Annotated in this window: 12 protein-coding genes; 7 read left to right on the forward strand and 5 right to left on the reverse strand. The window is 44.5% G+C overall.

Annotation, left to right across the window (positions count from 1 at the left end):
• Positions 1 to 125: 125 nt before the first annotated feature.
• Positions 126 to 3404 carry a S41 family peptidase gene (locus D1614_RS21170; protein WP_119439993.1) on the forward strand — a complete coding sequence of 1093 codons (3279 nt, stop codon included), beginning with the start codon at positions 126 to 128 and terminating at the stop codon, positions 3402 to 3404.
• A 320-nt stretch (positions 3405 to 3724) separates the two neighbouring features.
• Positions 3725 to 4495 carry a hypothetical protein gene (locus tag D1614_RS21175; RefSeq protein ID WP_119439994.1) on the forward strand — a complete coding sequence of 257 codons (771 nt, stop codon included), beginning with the start codon at positions 3725 to 3727 and terminating at the stop codon, positions 4493 to 4495.
• 36 nt (positions 4496 to 4531) lie between these two features.
• On the opposite strand, the gene D1614_RS21180 is transcribed toward D1614_RS21175, so the two are convergent.
• The 5 genes from D1614_RS21180 to D1614_RS21200 all read right to left on the reverse strand — a co-directional run bounded on the left by D1614_RS21180 (position 4532) and on the right by D1614_RS21200 (position 10865).
• Positions 4532 to 5848, reverse strand: a complete 1317-nt coding sequence (locus D1614_RS21180) for a M20 metallopeptidase family protein (RefSeq protein WP_119439995.1) — start codon at positions 5846 to 5848, stop codon at positions 4532 to 4534.
• Positions 5849 to 5952: 104 nt separating this feature from the next.
• Positions 5953 to 8229 (reverse strand): TonB-dependent receptor, encoded by a 2277-nt coding sequence (locus D1614_RS21185; RefSeq protein ID WP_119439996.1) that lies wholly within the window; start codon positions 8227 to 8229, stop codon positions 5953 to 5955.
• A gap of 53 nt (positions 8230 to 8282) precedes the next feature.
• The gene (locus D1614_RS21190; RefSeq protein ID WP_119439997.1) at positions 8283 to 8648 is read right to left on the reverse strand and encodes a hypothetical protein; all 366 of its coding nucleotides are present in this window, start codon (positions 8646 to 8648) and stop codon (positions 8283 to 8285) included.
• Between the two features lie 14 nt (positions 8649 to 8662).
• Positions 8663 to 10231 (reverse strand): sulfatase family protein, encoded by a 1569-nt coding sequence (locus D1614_RS21195; RefSeq protein WP_119439998.1) that lies wholly within the window; start codon positions 10229 to 10231, stop codon positions 8663 to 8665.
• Between the two features lie 49 nt (positions 10232 to 10280).
• Positions 10281 to 10865, reverse strand: coding sequence for a thioredoxin family protein (locus tag D1614_RS21200; protein ID WP_119440071.1), 585 nt, complete (start codon positions 10863 to 10865; stop codon positions 10281 to 10283).
• Between the two features lie 134 nt (positions 10866 to 10999).
• Here D1614_RS21200 and ligA point away from each other — a divergent pair, with 134 nt between their 5' ends.
• The 5 genes from ligA to dapA all read left to right on the forward strand — a co-directional run bounded on the left by ligA (position 11000) and on the right by dapA (position 16562).
• A complete protein-coding gene (gene ligA / locus D1614_RS21205) occupies positions 11000 to 13513 on the forward strand; it encodes an NAD-dependent DNA ligase LigA (RefSeq protein WP_119439999.1) in 2514 nt (837 codons plus the stop codon).
• 3 nt (positions 13514 to 13516) lie between these two features.
• Positions 13517 to 14329 (forward strand): BRCT domain-containing protein, encoded by an 813-nt coding sequence (locus D1614_RS21210; RefSeq protein WP_119440000.1) that lies wholly within the window; start codon positions 13517 to 13519, stop codon positions 14327 to 14329.
• Between the two features lie 243 nt (positions 14330 to 14572).
• Positions 14573 to 15154, forward strand: a complete 582-nt coding sequence (locus D1614_RS21215) for a hypothetical protein (RefSeq protein WP_119440001.1) — start codon at positions 14573 to 14575, stop codon at positions 15152 to 15154.
• A gap of 14 nt (positions 15155 to 15168) precedes the next feature.
• Entirely contained in the window at positions 15169 to 15687 is a 519-nt protein-coding gene (locus tag D1614_RS21220; protein WP_119440002.1) for a DUF6913 domain-containing protein, read from the forward strand.
• On the forward strand, positions 15684 to 16562 hold the full coding sequence (gene dapA, locus D1614_RS21225; RefSeq protein WP_119440003.1) for a 4-hydroxy-tetrahydrodipicolinate synthase: 879 nt from the start codon (positions 15684 to 15686) through the stop codon (positions 16560 to 16562). Before D1614_RS21220 ends, dapA begins: the two co-directional genes overlap by 4 nt.
• The last annotated feature ends 118 nt before the right edge of the window (positions 16563 to 16680 follow it).

A 16680-nucleotide genomic window follows, 5' to 3' on the forward strand; every position in this document is an offset into this window, starting at 1 on the left:
CGATGAACCAATTCTTACAAACAGATATACATGATAAAACCGGCACCCGCTAAATATCCCCCGTGAACTGATACACAAGGTGCCTGTTATATATATTTCCCAAGGATTTCTAACATAAAAATTATATGAAAAAACTGTTTACCATTTTGTTATTGCTGGCGACGATTGCTTCAGCATTTGCGCAGGAGACAAGGTTACTGCGCCAACCCACCATCAGCGACTCGCACATTGCCTACATTTACGGTAGCGACCTCTGGGTTTCAGATCTTGCAGGAGAACAAACCCTTCGCTTAACCAGTACCGGGGCTGTTGAGAGCGATCCCCATTTTTCGCCCGACGGAAAAACAATCGCCTTTAGTTCCAACCGTTCCGGAAGCACGGCTGTTTATACCGTTCCGGTGGAAGGCGGCACACCAACGCGTTTAACCTGGTATCCGAGCGCTGCAAACGTAAGAGGCTGGACGCCCGATGGCGAAAAAGTTCTTTATACCTCATCAAGGGAAACGGCACCCGCCGGTTACGGGCGTTTGTGGACGGTATCAAAAGATGGCGGCCCTTCTACCCTGCTCGCCAAACAATTTGGCAACGACGGTTCATACTCTGCCGACGGCAAAAAGATCGTTATCGACCGTGTTTCGCGCTGGGATGTGGAATGGCGTGACTACCGCGGCGGACAAAACACACCGCTGATCATTCTGAATCTGAAAGATTTTTCGGAAGAATTACTGCCCAACAACAAGGAAACAGACATTCATCCGGTTTGGCTGGGCGATAAAATCTATTTCCTTTCCGATCGCGATTTTGTGAGCAATATCTGGTCATACAACACAAAAACAAAAGCACTGGAGCAGGTAACTCAGTTTGAAGGATCGGATGTAAAATGGTTGTCAGGAAAAGGCAACACGCTGACCTTTGAACGCGACGGCTATCTGTCGTTAATGGACGTGAACACCCGGGAAATCACTAAGCTAAATATTTCGATTACAGCCGACTTCCCATGGGCAGAAACACAATGGGAAGACGTAAGCCGCTCGGTAAGCGCAGCTACGATTTCACCCACCGGAAAGAGAGCCATATTTGAAGCGCGTGGAGAAATTTTTACCGTACCGGCCGAGCACGGAGATACGCGCAACATCACACAATCTTCGGGAGTGGCCGACCGTGAACCACTGTGGTCGCCCGACGGAGCAAAACTCGCCTGGTTTTCTGACCGCAGTGGCAAAGGATATGAATTGCTGATCGCTGATCAGGATGGCCTTTCAGAACCCAAAAGTATTTCCATCGGTGAATCAAAACTGGGCTGGGAACCAAGCTGGTCGCCCGACGGGAAATACATCGCTTTTACCGACGACGATGTTCGCATTCGCGTGGTGGATATTGAAGCCGCAACTATCAAAACCGTCGACACCGGAAACAACAACCTGGAGCGCGGAAGAATGGGCCTTACCTGGTCGCCCGATTCAAAATGGCTGGCCTATGCCAAAAACGCTCCCAACAATTTCAGCCAAATCACACTTTGGTCGCTGGCCGACAACAGCATTCACCAGCTTACCAACAACTTTGCAAATGCCATTTCTCCGGCCTGGGACCGCGATAAAAAGCATTTCTACTTTCTGGCAAGTACAGACGTAGCCCTCGGGTCGGGTTGGGCCAATACCAGCTCGATGACTGCCGATGCCAGCTACAGCGTTTATGTAGTTAACCTGCAAAAAGACGAAGACTCTCCCTTCAAGCTGCAAAGCGATGAAGAAGAAGTGAAAAAGGAGGAGAAGAAAGACGAAGGCAAAGGCGAAGAAGGAAAAGAAGACAAGGATAAAAAAGAGGACAAGAAAGACGATAAGAAAGCCGAAGAAAAGGACGATTCAATAAAAATTGATTTTGACGGCATTGAGAACCGCACAATCGCACTTCCGATGCCGAAACGCAACTACAGAACCGTGGTTGCAGGACCGGAAGGAACCGTTTTTATTGCCGAATCTGTTCCCAACCAAACTGGCTACACACTCCAAAAGTTCACTTTAAAAGACAGAGAAGCCAAAGAATTTGTAAGTGGAGTCAGCAGTGTTTCGGTTTCCAACGATGGGAAGAAGATACTGGCACGTGCAGGTTCGTCGTGGAAAATCATGGATACCTCGGGCGCTTCAGGGAAAGACGGGAAAGCCCTTAGTGTAGATTTAAAAATGAAACTCGATCGCGCGCAGGAATGGAAGCAGATTTTTGAAGAAGCCTGGCGTTACGAACGTGATTATTTCTACGATCCGAACTTACACGGACGTGACTGGAACAAGGTTTACGAGCGTTATTCGCCACTCGTATCGCACATTAAACACCGTGCCGATCTGAACTATGTTCTGGATCAGATGAACGGCGAGCTTTCGGTAGGTCACAGTTTTGTGGGCGGAGGCGACTATCCTACAACCGAAAGCAACAAAGTGGGCCTGCTCGGAGCCGATTTTTCATCCGAAAAAGGATACTGGAAAATAGAACGCATTTACACCACTGAGAGCTGGAACCCCGAGCTTTCCAGCCCATTACAGGAACCCGGGCTTAAAGTAGCCGAAGGAAACTTCCTTGTAGGTGTAAACGGAAAAGAACTCAAGAGCACCGACGATCCGTATCAGTTTCTGGACGGGACATCGGGAGTTCAAACCGTGCTTCACATCAACGACAAAGCTGAGTTTGAAAACTCATGGAAAGTGACCGTGAAACCAATCAGCAGCGAATATGCTTTGCGTCAGCGTGCATGGGTGGAAGACAACCGCAGAAAAGTAGACGAACTGTCGGGTGGCAAGCTTGCCTACATTTGGGTGCCCAACACCGGAGGGCCCGGTTTTGTGTCGTTCAACCGCTATTTCTTTGCCCAGCAGGATAAGCTGGGTGCCGTTATCGACGAACGTTTCAACGGCGGCGGATTGCTGGACGACTACATGGTGGATTTAATGACCCGCAGCTTACGTGCCGCACTCACCAACGAAGTTCCCAACGGAAAACCTTTTAAACTTCCGGCCGGAATCCTCGGACCAAAAGCCCTGCTTATCAACGAAAAAGCAGGCTCGGGAGGTGACTTTTTCCCATGGGTATTCAGGCAGCAAAACGCCGGCCCGCTGATTGGAGCTACTACCTGGGGCGGCCTCGTTAAATCGTCGGTTCACTACCGCTTTATTGATGGCGGATCGGCAACTGCACCTGATAATGCAGTTTTTGATCCGATCAACAATAAATGGATTGCAGAGAACGAAGGCGTTGCACCCGACATCGCCGTTCGCCAGGATGCACAATCCCTTGAAAAAGGGAACGATCCTCAACTGGAACGTGCGGTAAAAGAAGTATTGAAAATGCTGGAAGAACAGAAAACAAAAGAGTTTACACCTCCGCCCTTCCCAACTCCTGCCATCAAAAAATAGATTTGAATCGCAAGAATACAAGAAAAACCGTCTTAGTTTTTAGGACGGTTTTTTTATGCCTTTCCAAATCTGAAGTGAACACCGCAACTTTCGTTATTTCATCCCTCTGTCATTCGTCAGTTGACGGATGACATCTCCCCTAAAACTCAGGGGAGAATATAAGGAACCCCGTGGTTTGCCACGAGGAATTATTTGATTAAAATACTTTCAGGTACTTTTACTTTTATAATTCCTTCATTTTTAATAACTTGTTTTAAAGCCCGGTTGAGTCCTTCAACGGGGCTTTCTTTTTTAACTGTGTAATATTAAAACTGAATGAAATGAAGAAATTGATTACCACGTCACTGATTTTGTTGGTTGTATTTTCCGTACAATCAGTCTTCGCACAAGAAGAAGCTCCCAAACCAAGGTACATTGTTTGGGAAGTTTGTGTTGAACCGGCACAAATGGATTTGCTGCTAAACGCACTGGATGCCATGCATTCCTTTCTGGGAGAAAAAGATTATTCCTATCCTGAACTTATCCAACGTACCAACGATGGCTACCTGTGGGCTTCTTCGCCCATCGAAAGCCTGGGAGACATTGACAAAATGCGGGAAGCTGAACAAAAGATCTGGAAAGCCAATGCAGAAAAGATGGAAGCTCTGGGTAAAAATTTTGAAAACACCTATCAAAAAGTAGGAGCATTGGTGCTTGAGTTACAACCCAATCTTTCAGTAATGGCCGAACAACCAAGCACACAAACGAGCGGCACCAAGTTTCGGGTTTACGAGAAATTTCATCTGAAAAACGGGAAATACAAGGAATTTGAGGCGGCTACCAAGAAATATGTGGAATTGAGAAAAAAGCACGGGTACAACCAGCCCTTTTATACCTTTTACCCGGTGCTCGCCCCCGATATGTCGGTTGTATATTTTGTTGATGAACTGGGAAGTAATCCGGTTGATTACTACACCAAAAACGAAGAGCAATGGCAAAAATTCGGGGAAGAAGGCACTCAACTATGGGAAGAAGTAAAGCCGCTGATTTCCGGGACGGAACATCATCTGGGCTTTATCGACTTTGATCACTCTTATCTACCTGACAATTAGCATAAGGCAAAGGGGCGTTTCTTTCGGGAAGCGCCTCTACTTTTTTAATAAACCAATTACATTCGAAGTCATTACCTCAATACCGGTTCTGATTGTATTTTCATAATCAGGAGCCAGCGTGGGCGAATGCAAAGGCGACGGGCGTCTTCCTTCGGCTTCCAGTTGCTTCATTAACTCCGGACTGGTGCTTCCCAACCAGATCAGACAAATCGGAATATTCTCAGGTGTCCTCCCGTATTTTCCAAAATCTTCCCCCACCATTTCCGGTTGCGTCTCTACTATATTTTCTGCTCCGATCACATCCGACGCAAAATGCTTTACTTTTTCACTCAAAGCCGCATTGTTAATCACCGGGGGCGTTTCAACCGGCAATACATGTACCAGCGGAAGCTTGTCATCGGGCATTCCGGCCATGCTGGCTGCTGCATTGCTGATTCGTTTTATCGAAGCAATAATTTTTGCGATGGTTTCATCCGAAAAGTAGCGCAAAGTAAGTTCAAGCTTTACCTCGTTCGGAATAATGTTGGGTCGTGTTCCGCCATGAATCGAACCAACGGTGACCACGGCAGGTTCTGTTGGGCTTAATTCGCGGCTGACAATGGTTTGCAGGTCAGTTACAATTCGGGAGGCAATCACAATGGGATCGATACACTTTTGCGGATAAGCACCGTGCCCTCCCACACCATACACGGTTATTTCAGCCGTTTTCACGCCGGCAAAAACAGGTCCGCCGCGCAAACCAATCTGCCCGGTTTTCAGCTCCGGGTTAATGTGATACGCCAGAGCATAATCGGGTTTCGGAAAAGTTGTAAATAAGCCTGCATCGATGGCATTTCCGGCGCCACCGCTGTATTCTTCTGCTTGCTGTGCAATAACCACCAGCGTTCCGCTCCATTCATCCTTGAGCTGAACCAGCGTACGCAAGGTTCCTGTCCAGGTCGACATATGAATATCGTGCCCGCAGGCATGCATTACCGAAACTTCATCACCGTTCAAATCAGCGGTTTTTGTGCTGGCAAAAGGTAGTCCGGTTGCTTCTTTCACCGGAAGGGCGTCCATATCGGTGCGCAAAAATACGGTTGGGCCTTCCCCGTTTCTCAAAACACCCACCACACTGTTGCCTCCAAAGTTGGGAGTTACTTCAAAACCGATCGCCTTCAATTCGGCCTGCATCCGTTTGGCAGTTTCAAACTCCTGAAACGACAGCTCCGGGTTCTGATGAAGATGTTTGCACAGCTCAAGAGCGTAAACACTTTGCTGCTCAGCCGCTGTTTTTACTTTTTTGCTGATGGAATTCTGGGCAATGCCCGAAATACTCAAACATATGGAAAGAATAAAAAGTACAATCTTCATCGAATCAAATTTTAACGTGGCTTGAAATTAAAAAAGTTTTGGTTCCTGTCAGGAACCAAAGACAAATAAAAGAACCGTTCTGCAAGCAGAACGGTTCAATCGTATCATAAAAAATTCAATGACAGTGTAATATAAAAACTTCTTCCGGGCGAATAAATGGGTCGAGCTTCGGCACTTCGCACCGAACGTGCCAAATGCTCGTAGTAAGCCGTATCCATCAAATTTAACACGCCACCCGAAACACTCAGGGGAGCGCTGATTTGCCAGGCTATTTTGGCATCCACAACCGAAAAAGCCGGTGTTTCTGTCTCTCCGTACGAAGTCGCAACACGGTCTTGTTTGAAAGCATGCCGGAACAGAATTTCAGGCCTGATCTTGTTGTCCGCAAAACTTCCTGCCAAACGATAACGCACATCCAGCGGCGGTATTTCGGGCAGTGCTTCATCGGTATCTTTGTTTTGACCGTAAGTATAAGCCACACTCAAATCATGGCTCAGGTTGTCCGAAAATTGCTGTTTCCAACTTCCTTCAAATCCCGCCATAACAGCTTTGCCGATGTTCACAAACTGGCGTACACCCGGTGCACTCGACATGGCCGGTTTCAAATCGGGTCTTATCTCCGATGAAATATAATCGCGAAGCGCTGATGCGAATAAATTCAGGTCAATCCGGGTATTCTTTTCTTCGAAAACAAAAACCAGATCGGCCTGGTTGTTAACCTCCGGATCAAGATTCGGATTACCCAGCATTTCATACGGATCAAGCCCCACCGGAAACTGGTTGATGTAGCGTTCGGTAATTCCTGCACTGCGGGACGCACGGCCCAACCACAAACCCAGCGAGATTTTTTCGTTGAAAAAGCGGGTTCCTCCCAAACTCACCGAGGGATGCACCGTGCTGGCTTCCAGATCGTCATAAATAGATGAAAAACGTGTATCAGGATCGTTTACCTTCGAGTTGTTCAAGTCCATTCTTCCGGAAAATACCAGCTGATAACCGGTCCTGTGCACATGCCATTCGCCAAACAATCCGGCCCGTTGCACTTCGGCATCCTGCCACACATTGTCGCTGAAAACTTTCCCGGCCATCGGGCCCATTAACATTTCACGTGTCCGGTGTCCCTCGGCCGATTCCGAACGGTAATCCATTCCGGCAAACACATGACTTCGGTCAAAATTAAAACGCAGCTCGGTTCTTCCCCCGTAATTTTTGGTGGAAGCGTCGGTGTAAGCATCCATCATCCTTGGGTCCAGCTCTTTATCCAGGTTGTCCATTTCGTGCTCCACAAATGTTCCGTACAAACTGGTTTTCCAGGTTGATAACGAATGCTCGTAAAACGTTGCCGAATGACTGGCATTAATCAGCCAGGTATTGTCTTTTCGCAAATCCATGGGAAGCGCCGGAAAATCAACGTCTTTTGCAAAATTATTGGAAACCATCATCCCCAGCGTTTGCGAATCACTGAGTTTCAGGCCAAGCTTTCCGCCCCAGTTCAAGCGGTTAAAACGCGCGGCAACATCCATTCCATCACCATCGGTATAATCATCACCCGCCGAGTAGGCGCCAAATACCCGGAAGTCAGCTTTTTTCCCGCTAACTCCTGCCACTCCTTCGGTTCGGAAAATTCCACCGTTGCTTTCGTAACTTGTTCCCAGGCGGCCAACAGGTGTAGCCTTTTCCCTGAATTCAGGCTCACTGCTTTTAAAATTGATCGTGCCACCAAAAACGTTTCCATAGCGCAAACTATACGGGCCTTTCAAAACTTCGGCCTGTGTAATCATATTGATCGGCACCTGACTTGCCCCGGGGTCCATGCGGTTGGGACAGGCAGCCGAGGCGGTTTGCACGCCATCGAGCACCAGGTTGATCTGGTCGTATTTAAAGCCCCGTAATACAGGGTCGAAGCCATAAGCTCCGCTTTTACGAATACTTGAAACCGACGGCACAGCCTCAAGCAGCGCTCCGGCATCGTGTGCCAGTTTACGTTGTGCCGAAAAATCGAGGGTTCCCGTACTTCCCGTTTCGGGGCGAACCAACACCAGTGTAACCGGCAACAGATGGTTTTCTGCCTCCTGAATTTTTAAAATTCCGCTACTGGCAGCGTTAACCACATCGGCTGGAACGATGCTTTGTTTGCCGTATTGAACATGCGAAAGGTGAAGTGTTTCGCCCTGTTTCAGAACAATCCGAATCATTCCGTGCTCATCCGAGATCCCCGATTGTCCGTTGTACGTAAAATGAACGTCGCGAATAGCAGTCCCGTCCTGTTTATCAACCAACTTGATACTTTTCTCCTGCGCATACGCATGCATTCCCACAACCAACAGCGCCAGCATAAGTAAATACACACGCATTCCGGAGTACAAAGATTTTATCTTCATTCCAAAATGATTTAAAAGTTTTTCTTTTAAGCTAAGGGGTTTCCGAAAAACTTTTATCCCTGGGGAGGACGAAATATTTCCACTGAAATCAAACGGGTGTATTCACATGCAATTGCTTCTGTCAAGTCCTGTTGCTCAGGAAAATAAAAAATAAGGGCATCCTGTTTTTCCCTGACCACAAAAATGTTCTCTTTTTCGGTTTGAACCGGAGGTAATTCTTCTTTTTGCTGCTGTTGCTCATCGAGTTTTTTCTTGAGCTGGCAACATCCCTTACAGGTAGAGTCCTCCACGTCTTTTTCAACACACAGGTTTTTGGCGATGTAATCCTGTCTCAGTTTAAAACCGGCTACAACCAATAACTCCGATAATTGAAAACTCAGAATTGAGAAGATTAATATGAATGCCAGGAAAAATTTCACCCCTTAAAATATGGCTATTTTGTATTGTTTGTTTCGTTCATCCATTTTAGCTGCGGCCACGTTTCGGGGCCATCATTTTTTTGAAGTACACCCACGGTGCTTCTTCCGTTCTTTACAATCGAAGTAAGTTCCGAGCGGTATTCTTCCAAAACTTCCGGGAATTCGCTTTCCAGGTTGTTTTGTTCTGCGATGTCAGCTTCCAGGTCGTACAGTTGCACGGGAGGCAGCGCCTTTGCTTCTTCTGATCCGGGTTGCGGAGCGCTCCAGCCACCCGATCCCGGGCAAAAAATCGCTTTGTATTTTCCTTTTCGGTAGGCAAACGAACCGTTTAGCGAATGATGAACAATGTTTGTACGCTCGGGTGCCTGCGATTCCAGCCCCAGTGCACTCAGAAAACTGTAGCTGTCTTCAGCTGCATCATCCGGGTATTCGGCGCCAATTGCATCGGCAAAAGTCGCGAACAAATCGGTGGTACACACCAGTTGCGATGAAACACTTTTGCTCACTTTTGCAGGCCAGCGCACCACAAACGGAACCCGGTGCCCACCTTCGTAAATATCAGCCTTAGCCCCCCGAAAAACGTAGCTCGGATGATGACCTTTGGTCGCCAGTTGTTGAAAATCGGCCTGTGGCGAACATCCGTTATCGCTGGTAAAAATCAACAATGTATTTTCTGCTTCACCTGTTTCTTCCAAGGCTTTCATAACCTGGCCCACCACGTCGTTCACCATCATTACAAAATCGCCGTAAGCATTGTCCACACCACTTTTCCCTTTAAACTTCTCGGTTGGAAGAATTGGAGTATGTGGCGCCGGCAAAGGCATGTACACAAAAAACGGAGCATCGTCCTTCGCATGTTCGTGAATATAACTCACTGTTTTTTCAGTCACTTTTGGCAAAACATCTTCGTGAACAAAGTCATCGGACGTTGGCCCGTTTCTCCACCAGGTTTGTTTACCGGTGTTTACAGTGTATTTAGCAGGAACCATCGTAGGCACATCGTTTTCCACCCAAACATAGGGTGCCATGTCCAGCGAGCCGCAAAAAACAAAGCTCTCATCAAAACCTCGTGTTTTGGGGCCGTTTTCAACCGGGCTTGCGTAGTCAACATTCGGAAGGGCATTCAGATCATCTTTACTCAGAGAATCGTTTTCGATGATTTTCCAGTCCCAGCCGAGGTGCCACTTTCCGAAGCAAGCGGTTTGATACCCGTTGTTTTTCAGGAAATCCTGCAAGGTGAGTCTTTCCGGGTCAATCAGCGCCGTGCTGTACCCGCTCAGTACGCCGTTTTTTAAGGTTGAACGCCAGTTATAGCGGCCTGTTAAAACGCTGTAACGTGTTGGCGAACATACCGCCGAACTGGTGTGTGCATCGGTAAACATTACACCGTTAGCTGCCAGCAGATCGATATTGGGTGTCTGTATTTTTGAGTTTTCATTAAACGATGAAACATCTCCGTACCCCATATCATCGGCCAGAATAAAAATAATATTTGGCTGGGTTGCCTCCTGTTTTTGAGAACTGCTACAACTCATTAACACGGCAAACATGGCTACAAGAAAAATTGATTTAATGCTATACATAACAAAAGTTAGTTATTAAAATTTGGTTTTTATTTTTAATCGTACTGCTTTACCAAATCAGGTCGCAGGCGTCTTCCGGCATCCAGTGTTTGTGTTTTCCTTCCCATTTTACATTGCAGCCAATGGGATTGGTTAGCGGAACCGAAATGGGTTTCCCCGAAGTCAGTTCTTCCAGTGCACGGTCCAAATCATTTACGGTCATTTTTGAAGGATCACGTGGGCTATCTACTCCCCTGCCTGTGTAAACCAGTTCCCGCTTTTCATCAAAAACATAAAAATGAGGTGTCCGCAAAGCACCGTAAGCCAAGGCTGTTTCCTGCGATTCATCGTACAAATACTTCCACGGAAAATGGTGTTCTTTCATCCGTGCTACCATGTGCTCAAAATCGTCTTCGGCATAGGTATTTTTACTGTTCGAATTTATCCCGACAAAGGTTACACCTTTTTCTGCAAATTTCTCCACACTTGCACGGGTAATTTCGTCGCTGTTCACCACATACGGACAATGATTGCAGGTAAAAAATACCACCAGGTATTTCGAATCCTTAAAACTATCCAGCGAATACGTCTGCCCGTCGGTTGCAGGTAATTTAAAATCAATTGCTTTTGCTCCGATATTTAATGTAAATGCCATAATTACTCCTTTTGTTTGTTTAAAAGTAAAAGATATTTCGGCATCCATTTGTTTAATCAGAAACAAAATCTTTCTCTATTTTTAGCCATTGCAGTTGGAATCGGCCACAGGCAAAATCATAATCAATACAGAAAATGGATCAGCAACAGGCATTACAAAAGATAAAAGAACTTCAGACAGAACTCGAAGAGCACAACTACAACTACTATGTGTTGGCGCAACCTTCGATCAGCGATTATGAATTTGACATGAAGCTGAAAGAGTTGGAAAGCCTGGAAAAAGAACACGGGATTGATGATCCGAACTCGCCTACCAAAAGAGTGGGCAGCGACTTAAGCAGCGACTTTGAACAGGTGGAGCATAAGTATTCGATGCTGTCACTTTCCAATGCATACTCCGAAGAAGAGATCCGGGATTTTGACACCCGTGTAAAAAAGCTGATCGGTACCGAATGTGAATATGTTTGCGAACTGAAATACGATGGCTCGTCGATTAGCCTGACTTATGAAAACGGGCAGCTGGTGCGGGCGGTTACGCGTGGCGACGGTGTTAAAGGCGACGATGTTACCACCAACGTGCGTACCATCAAATCGATTCCGCTGAAATTGCGCGGGACAGATTACCCGGAAAGTTTTGAAATAAGAGGCGAAATTCTGATGCCTTTCGAGGTTTTTAATCAGCTCAATGCCGAGTTGGAGGAACGGGGCGAAGCGCTTTTGGCAAATCCCCGGAATACTGCCGCCGGAACCTTGAAAATGAAAAACTCTGCGGTGGTAGCCTCCCGCAAACTGGATGCTTACCTGTATTATTTACTGGGTGAAAATCTGCCCGAAGACGGACATTACCAAAACCTGCAAAAAGCAAAGGAATGGGGCTTTAAAATATCGGAGCACATGCAGCTCTGCCCTACGCTGGAAGATGTTTTCGATTTTCTCCGGAAATGGGATACCGAGCGTTTCAACCTTCCGGTAGCTACCGACGGCGTGGTAATCAAAGTCAATTCAAAACGTTTGCAGAACAACCTGGGTTTTACCGCTAAATCGCCGCGCTGGGCCATTGCCTATAAGTTTAAGGCAGAAAGCGTTTCCACCCGAATTTTAGGAATAACATACCAAGTAGGAAGAACAGGTGCAATAACTCCTGTTGCAATTCTAGAACCAGTTCAAATTGCTGGCACAACAGTTCGCCGGGCTTCTTTGCACAACTCTGATATTATCGAAAGCTTAAACCTGCATGAAAACGACTATGTGTTTGTTGAGAAAGGTGGTGAAATTATTCCGAAGATAACAGGAGTAGCGCAAACAAATGAGTTCAATACTGCATTCCTGTTCCCCAAAAAATGTCCAGAGTGTGAATCGTTACTAATCAAAAAAGAGGATGAAGCTGCTCATTATTGTCCTAATGAAGACAATTGTCCTCCACAAATAAAAGGTAAGATAGAACATTTTGTAAGCAGAAAAGCACTTGATATTGATGGTATCGGTGAAGAAACAATTAGTCTTTTATATAAAAAGAATTTGTTGAACGATGTTTCCGACCTATATAAGATTGAAGAAAATTCAAGCAGGATTATTGGATTAGAGACTCTGAATATCCCTGAAGATGAAACAAGTGAAGAGTATATTGACGCATTAAAAATACCTTTAGAACGAATCATTTATGCATTTAAAGATGCTCCAACATTAAAGCTCTGTAAAATATTAGCGACCGATTTTACGTCCGAAGATATTTCAAATATTAGTATTGAAGCTATTTCTGACAAACTCAAAACAGACAATACTACAAGTCGGAAAATTTTCAACTTTTTCCAAAATACTCCGCAACTAAGAAGCTTTTTAGTAAATAGACCTAAAAATGCAAAATGGACTTATCCAGAAGCAATCTTGACTAAAATTGCGGGGATTAATCCTTCAGATGCTGAAAAAATAAGTTCATATTACAAATTCTACTACTTCATAACAAAAGCTGGGATTAAAGAAATTGAAGAAAAAGGACTTATAAACTTCATGGAGGCATCCAAACTTTCTGCATTTTTCAACAACAAAAAGATTGACCATGAGAAATTAAACCATATCAATAAGGTCAGTATTCAGCAAAAAACCTTTGACAATATTATCAAAGGTTTAGAAAATAGCAAAAATGTAACTTTTGAAAGAGTTTTGTATGGGCTTGGAATAAGATATGTGGGTGAAACGGTTGCAAAAAAATTAGCTAAAGAATTTAAAACAATAGATCGGCTGGTGAAAGCCACTATTGAAGAGATGGTTGAAGTTGAAGATATAGGAGAAAGAATAGCCGAAAGTGTAAAAGCTTACTTTCAAAACGAAAAACATTTGCTGCTTATTGAGAAACTTAAAATAGCAGGTCTTCAATTCGAGGTTCAAGAAAAAGAATCAAGTTCAGACCAAATATTGAATGGATTAACATTCGTTGTAACTGGCAACTTTGGTTCTAAAGTTATCAGGGAAAACCTCAAGTTGAAAATTGAAGAACTAGGTGGTAAAGTTTCTTCTAGTATCTCAAAAAATACTGATTACTTAATTGCTGGAGAAAAGGCAGGACCTGAAAAATTGAAAAAAGCAGAAACTCTAGGTGTAAAAGTTAGAAATAAAGATCAGTTCGAAGAAGAATTTAACATCAACCTATAAAATATGAATCCTCTAAATTTCACTGCATTAGATTTTGAAACTGCAACATCAGAGCACAACAGTGTATGCCAAGTTGGACTGGTAGTCGTACATGAAGGAGTAATTGAAAAGAAATTTTCGGCCTTGATTAAACCTCCTGAAAATGAATTTGCGTATCACAACATTAGGGTACATAAGATTGAACCTCATATAACACAAAATGCTCCAACATTCGATCTTATTTGGAAAGATATTTCCAAATATTTTGAGAACCAACTCATTGTCTGTCACAATGCAAATTTCGATTTATTAAAGCTCGAATCAACTCTAGATTTTTACAATGTTCCAATTCCTAAATATTCTTATGCGTGTACAATGGAAATATTTGGAGGAAAACTTGACAAATGCTGTACAGAACAAAATATTGAATTCCATAATCACCATGATGCTTTAGCCGACGCTGAAGCTTGTGCAAAACTATTTCTTAAATTCCTGCAAAACAAAGGAGAATACACCCCGCCCACAAAAACCTCAGTACCTTTTGCTGAAAACAAAATTGAAAAAAATGATTTACGTCCGAATTTTGACATTGAAAATACAGACAACCCTTTTTATAAGAAAAAAGTTGTATTTACTGGAGATTTGAGCAATTTCAACCGTAAAGAAGCAGCACATATAGTCAAGCTTCTAGGTGCAGATGTAAATACCTCAATCAGTAAAAAGACTGACTTTGTTATAATTGGGAAGAATCCAGGACCTTCGAAAATCGAAAAAATTTCAAATCTGGGCATCCCCACCATCAGCGAAGACGATTTTCTGAAAATGCTGGAACAATAGCAGGCAAAGGCTACGGTTTTTTGATAAAGAAATCTGAGATCAATCGAAAATATAGTCTCAGTTGACAGGCGCAGTTTTCATTAACGCAACTCGATAGTTAGTTGAAAAACAAGAAGCTTCTATTCGCAGCAGAATTCACTGGCCGCGAATATGAAAGCAGTTAAGCATTACCGCATTTATGCATTCAGGTATTCAGGCATTTTCAAAAATGTAGTTACATTTGCTTTTCAGATTTAAACAGCCATGATAAAAAACTTTTTATTTGTTATCCTTTTTATTTTCTCTGCAACAGTTGCTTCGGCTCAAAATATGCTGGAATGGTCGGCTGAACATTCGCTAACCGTGAAAAATTTTGAAGCACCGGCCCCCAACAACGGGCAAATGCAAACCGTTTCCGGAAGTTTTTCGGTTTCGTACGAATTTGGCGGATTAAGCCTGATTGCCACCCGAAACCTGAATCAGTACGTACATGCCAACTTTCAGAAAGATGCGTCGTACATCGACCGGGCCGATGCTGCAACCACTGAACGTTTGCTGGCCTATCAGCAACTTATTTTTAATGTTTACGAACTACAAGCGCGCAATCTTCGCAAAAAATTCTTTGATGAAAGAGGGAAACTCCTGACCAAAGGTCCGGGGCCTTTGTACCAGGAAGTAGCAGCAGAGCATTCCCGCTTGCTGGGAAAAGTGGAAGGCGAAACATTTCACGGAGCCAGCATGGAAGAAATTAAGCGCTGGAACGAATGGGTGCTTCAGGAACTCGAAAAATTAAACGAATTTTGTAAAGACTGTAAACCTTCGAAGAAAAAGAAGAGAAACCAATAAAGGGAAACCGGCCAATGGGATTCAAACAAATATACCGCGAACGAAAACTCAGGCAAGAGCTGGCCAAAATACAGCGCTCGCCGGTGGTTCATAACATCGACGATATTAAGAAAGTAGGTGTTATCTGGCAACCTTCGCAAAAGGAGGCTGTAAGTTACCTGCGAAATTATTTCAACAAAAACCACATTATTTTTCGCACCTACTGTGTGTTTGATAACCTGAGCAATCCCAATGTAGCCAACAACACCTTAACCGTAAACGACCTAAACTGGTGGGGCATTCCCAAACCCGAAAAAACCAAGGATTTTCTGCAGATGCATTTCGATGTTTTGCTAAATATAGCGCTCGAGCAAAATTTTGTACTCGACTATATCACAGCCATTTCCCATGCCGATTTAAAAGTGGGCTGGTCGCCAAAAGAAACCAACTACTTCGACCTAAACATTAACATTGGGGAAAATCAGGATTCGATGTTCCTTGCCAAACAACAAATTTTTTATCTTGCGCAGCTAAATAAAAATACGAGCAAATGAGTCAGCTTTTTACAGGTGCAGGTGTTGCATTGATTACCCCGTTTACAAAGGAAAGCCATGTGGATTACAAATCGCTTGAAAAAGTGGTTGAGAATCAGGTGAAGGGAGGAATGGACTACCTTGTTGCATTGGGTACCACTGCCGAAACCGCCACGCTAACACAGGAAGAGAAATCGAATGTGGTGGAGCTGGTAAAAGAAAAGTCGGCCGGTTTGCCGGTTGTTGTCGGAATGGGTGGAAACGACACCCGCGCCATCACCAACCAAATCGATCATTTTAATTTTGATGGAATCTCGGGTATCCTGGTGGTTACTCCGTTTTACAATAAACCCACACAGGAAGGCATGTACCGTCATTATGTGGAAGTGGCCAAGGCCAGTCCGGTTCCTGTAATTTTGTACAATGTTCCGTCGCGGACAGGTATCAATCTGGAAGCCGAAACCGTTGGTCGAATTGTGGAAGCCACAAACAATGTGGTGGCCATAAAAGAAGCTTCGGGCGAACATTCTCAAATGACCAAAATTCTGAAATATACACCGGAGGATTTCACGCTGATCTCGGGCGACGATCTTTTGGCGATCACCATTTCATCCATTGGCGGAAAAGGCGTAATATCAGTTATAGCCAACGCTTTGCCTGAAAAGATAAGCCAACTGATGCACCTGGCAATGGAAAACAACTATGCCGAGGCCCGGAAAATTCATTTTGAATTGATCGAGATGTTTCAGCTAATGTTTAAAGAAGGAAACCCGGGCGGTGTGAAAGCCTTGATGAATCTTCAGGGAACCATCGAAAATGTATTGCGTTTGCCGCTTTACCGCATTAGCGATCAGCTGATTGACCAAATAAAAGAACGTTACCTAAAACTTTCGTAACAGCTTTAAAGAGTAAATTTTCCCCAATTTTAAAAGTACAAGGCTGCTTTGCACTTTTTAACGTAGGCCGCTTTACGGCTGTCGTAAAAAAAAGTAACTTCGTGACCATTATTGATTT

This window comes from Maribellus luteus, from assembly GCF_003576475.1.
Classification (GTDB): Bacteria; Bacteroidota; Bacteroidia; order Bacteroidales; family Prolixibacteraceae; genus Draconibacterium; species Draconibacterium luteum.

Excerpts from the sequence above, each read along its gene's own strand:
- D1614_RS21170 (WP_119439993.1), top strand. The coding sequence starts at position 126 with ATGAAAAAACTGTTTACCATTTTGTTATTGCTGGCGACGATTGCTTCA.
- D1614_RS21175 (WP_119439994.1), top strand. The coding sequence starts at position 3,725 with ATGAAGAAATTGATTACCACGTCACTGATTTTGTTGGTTGTATTTTCC.
- D1614_RS21180 (WP_119439995.1), bottom strand. The coding sequence starts at position 5,848 with ATGAAGATTGTACTTTTTATTCTTTCCATATGTTTGAGTATTTCGGGC.
- D1614_RS21185 (WP_119439996.1), bottom strand. The coding sequence starts at position 8,229 with ATGAAGATAAAATCTTTGTACTCCGGAATGCGTGTGTATTTACTTATG.
- D1614_RS21195 (WP_119439998.1), bottom strand. The coding sequence starts at position 10,231 with ATGTATAGCATTAAATCAATTTTTCTTGTAGCCATGTTTGCCGTGTTA.
- D1614_RS21200 (WP_119440071.1), bottom strand. The coding sequence starts at position 10,865 with ATGGCATTTACATTAAATATCGGAGCAAAAGCAATTGATTTTAAATTA.
- ligA (WP_119439999.1), top strand. The coding sequence starts at position 11,000 with ATGGATCAGCAACAGGCATTACAAAAGATAAAAGAACTTCAGACAGAA.
- D1614_RS21210 (WP_119440000.1), top strand. The coding sequence starts at position 13,517 with ATGAATCCTCTAAATTTCACTGCATTAGATTTTGAAACTGCAACATCA.
- D1614_RS21215 (WP_119440001.1), top strand. The coding sequence starts at position 14,573 with ATGATAAAAAACTTTTTATTTGTTATCCTTTTTATTTTCTCTGCAACA.
- D1614_RS21220 (WP_119440002.1), top strand. The coding sequence starts at position 15,169 with ATGGGATTCAAACAAATATACCGCGAACGAAAACTCAGGCAAGAGCTG.
- dapA (WP_119440003.1), top strand. The coding sequence starts at position 15,684 with ATGAGTCAGCTTTTTACAGGTGCAGGTGTTGCATTGATTACCCCGTTT.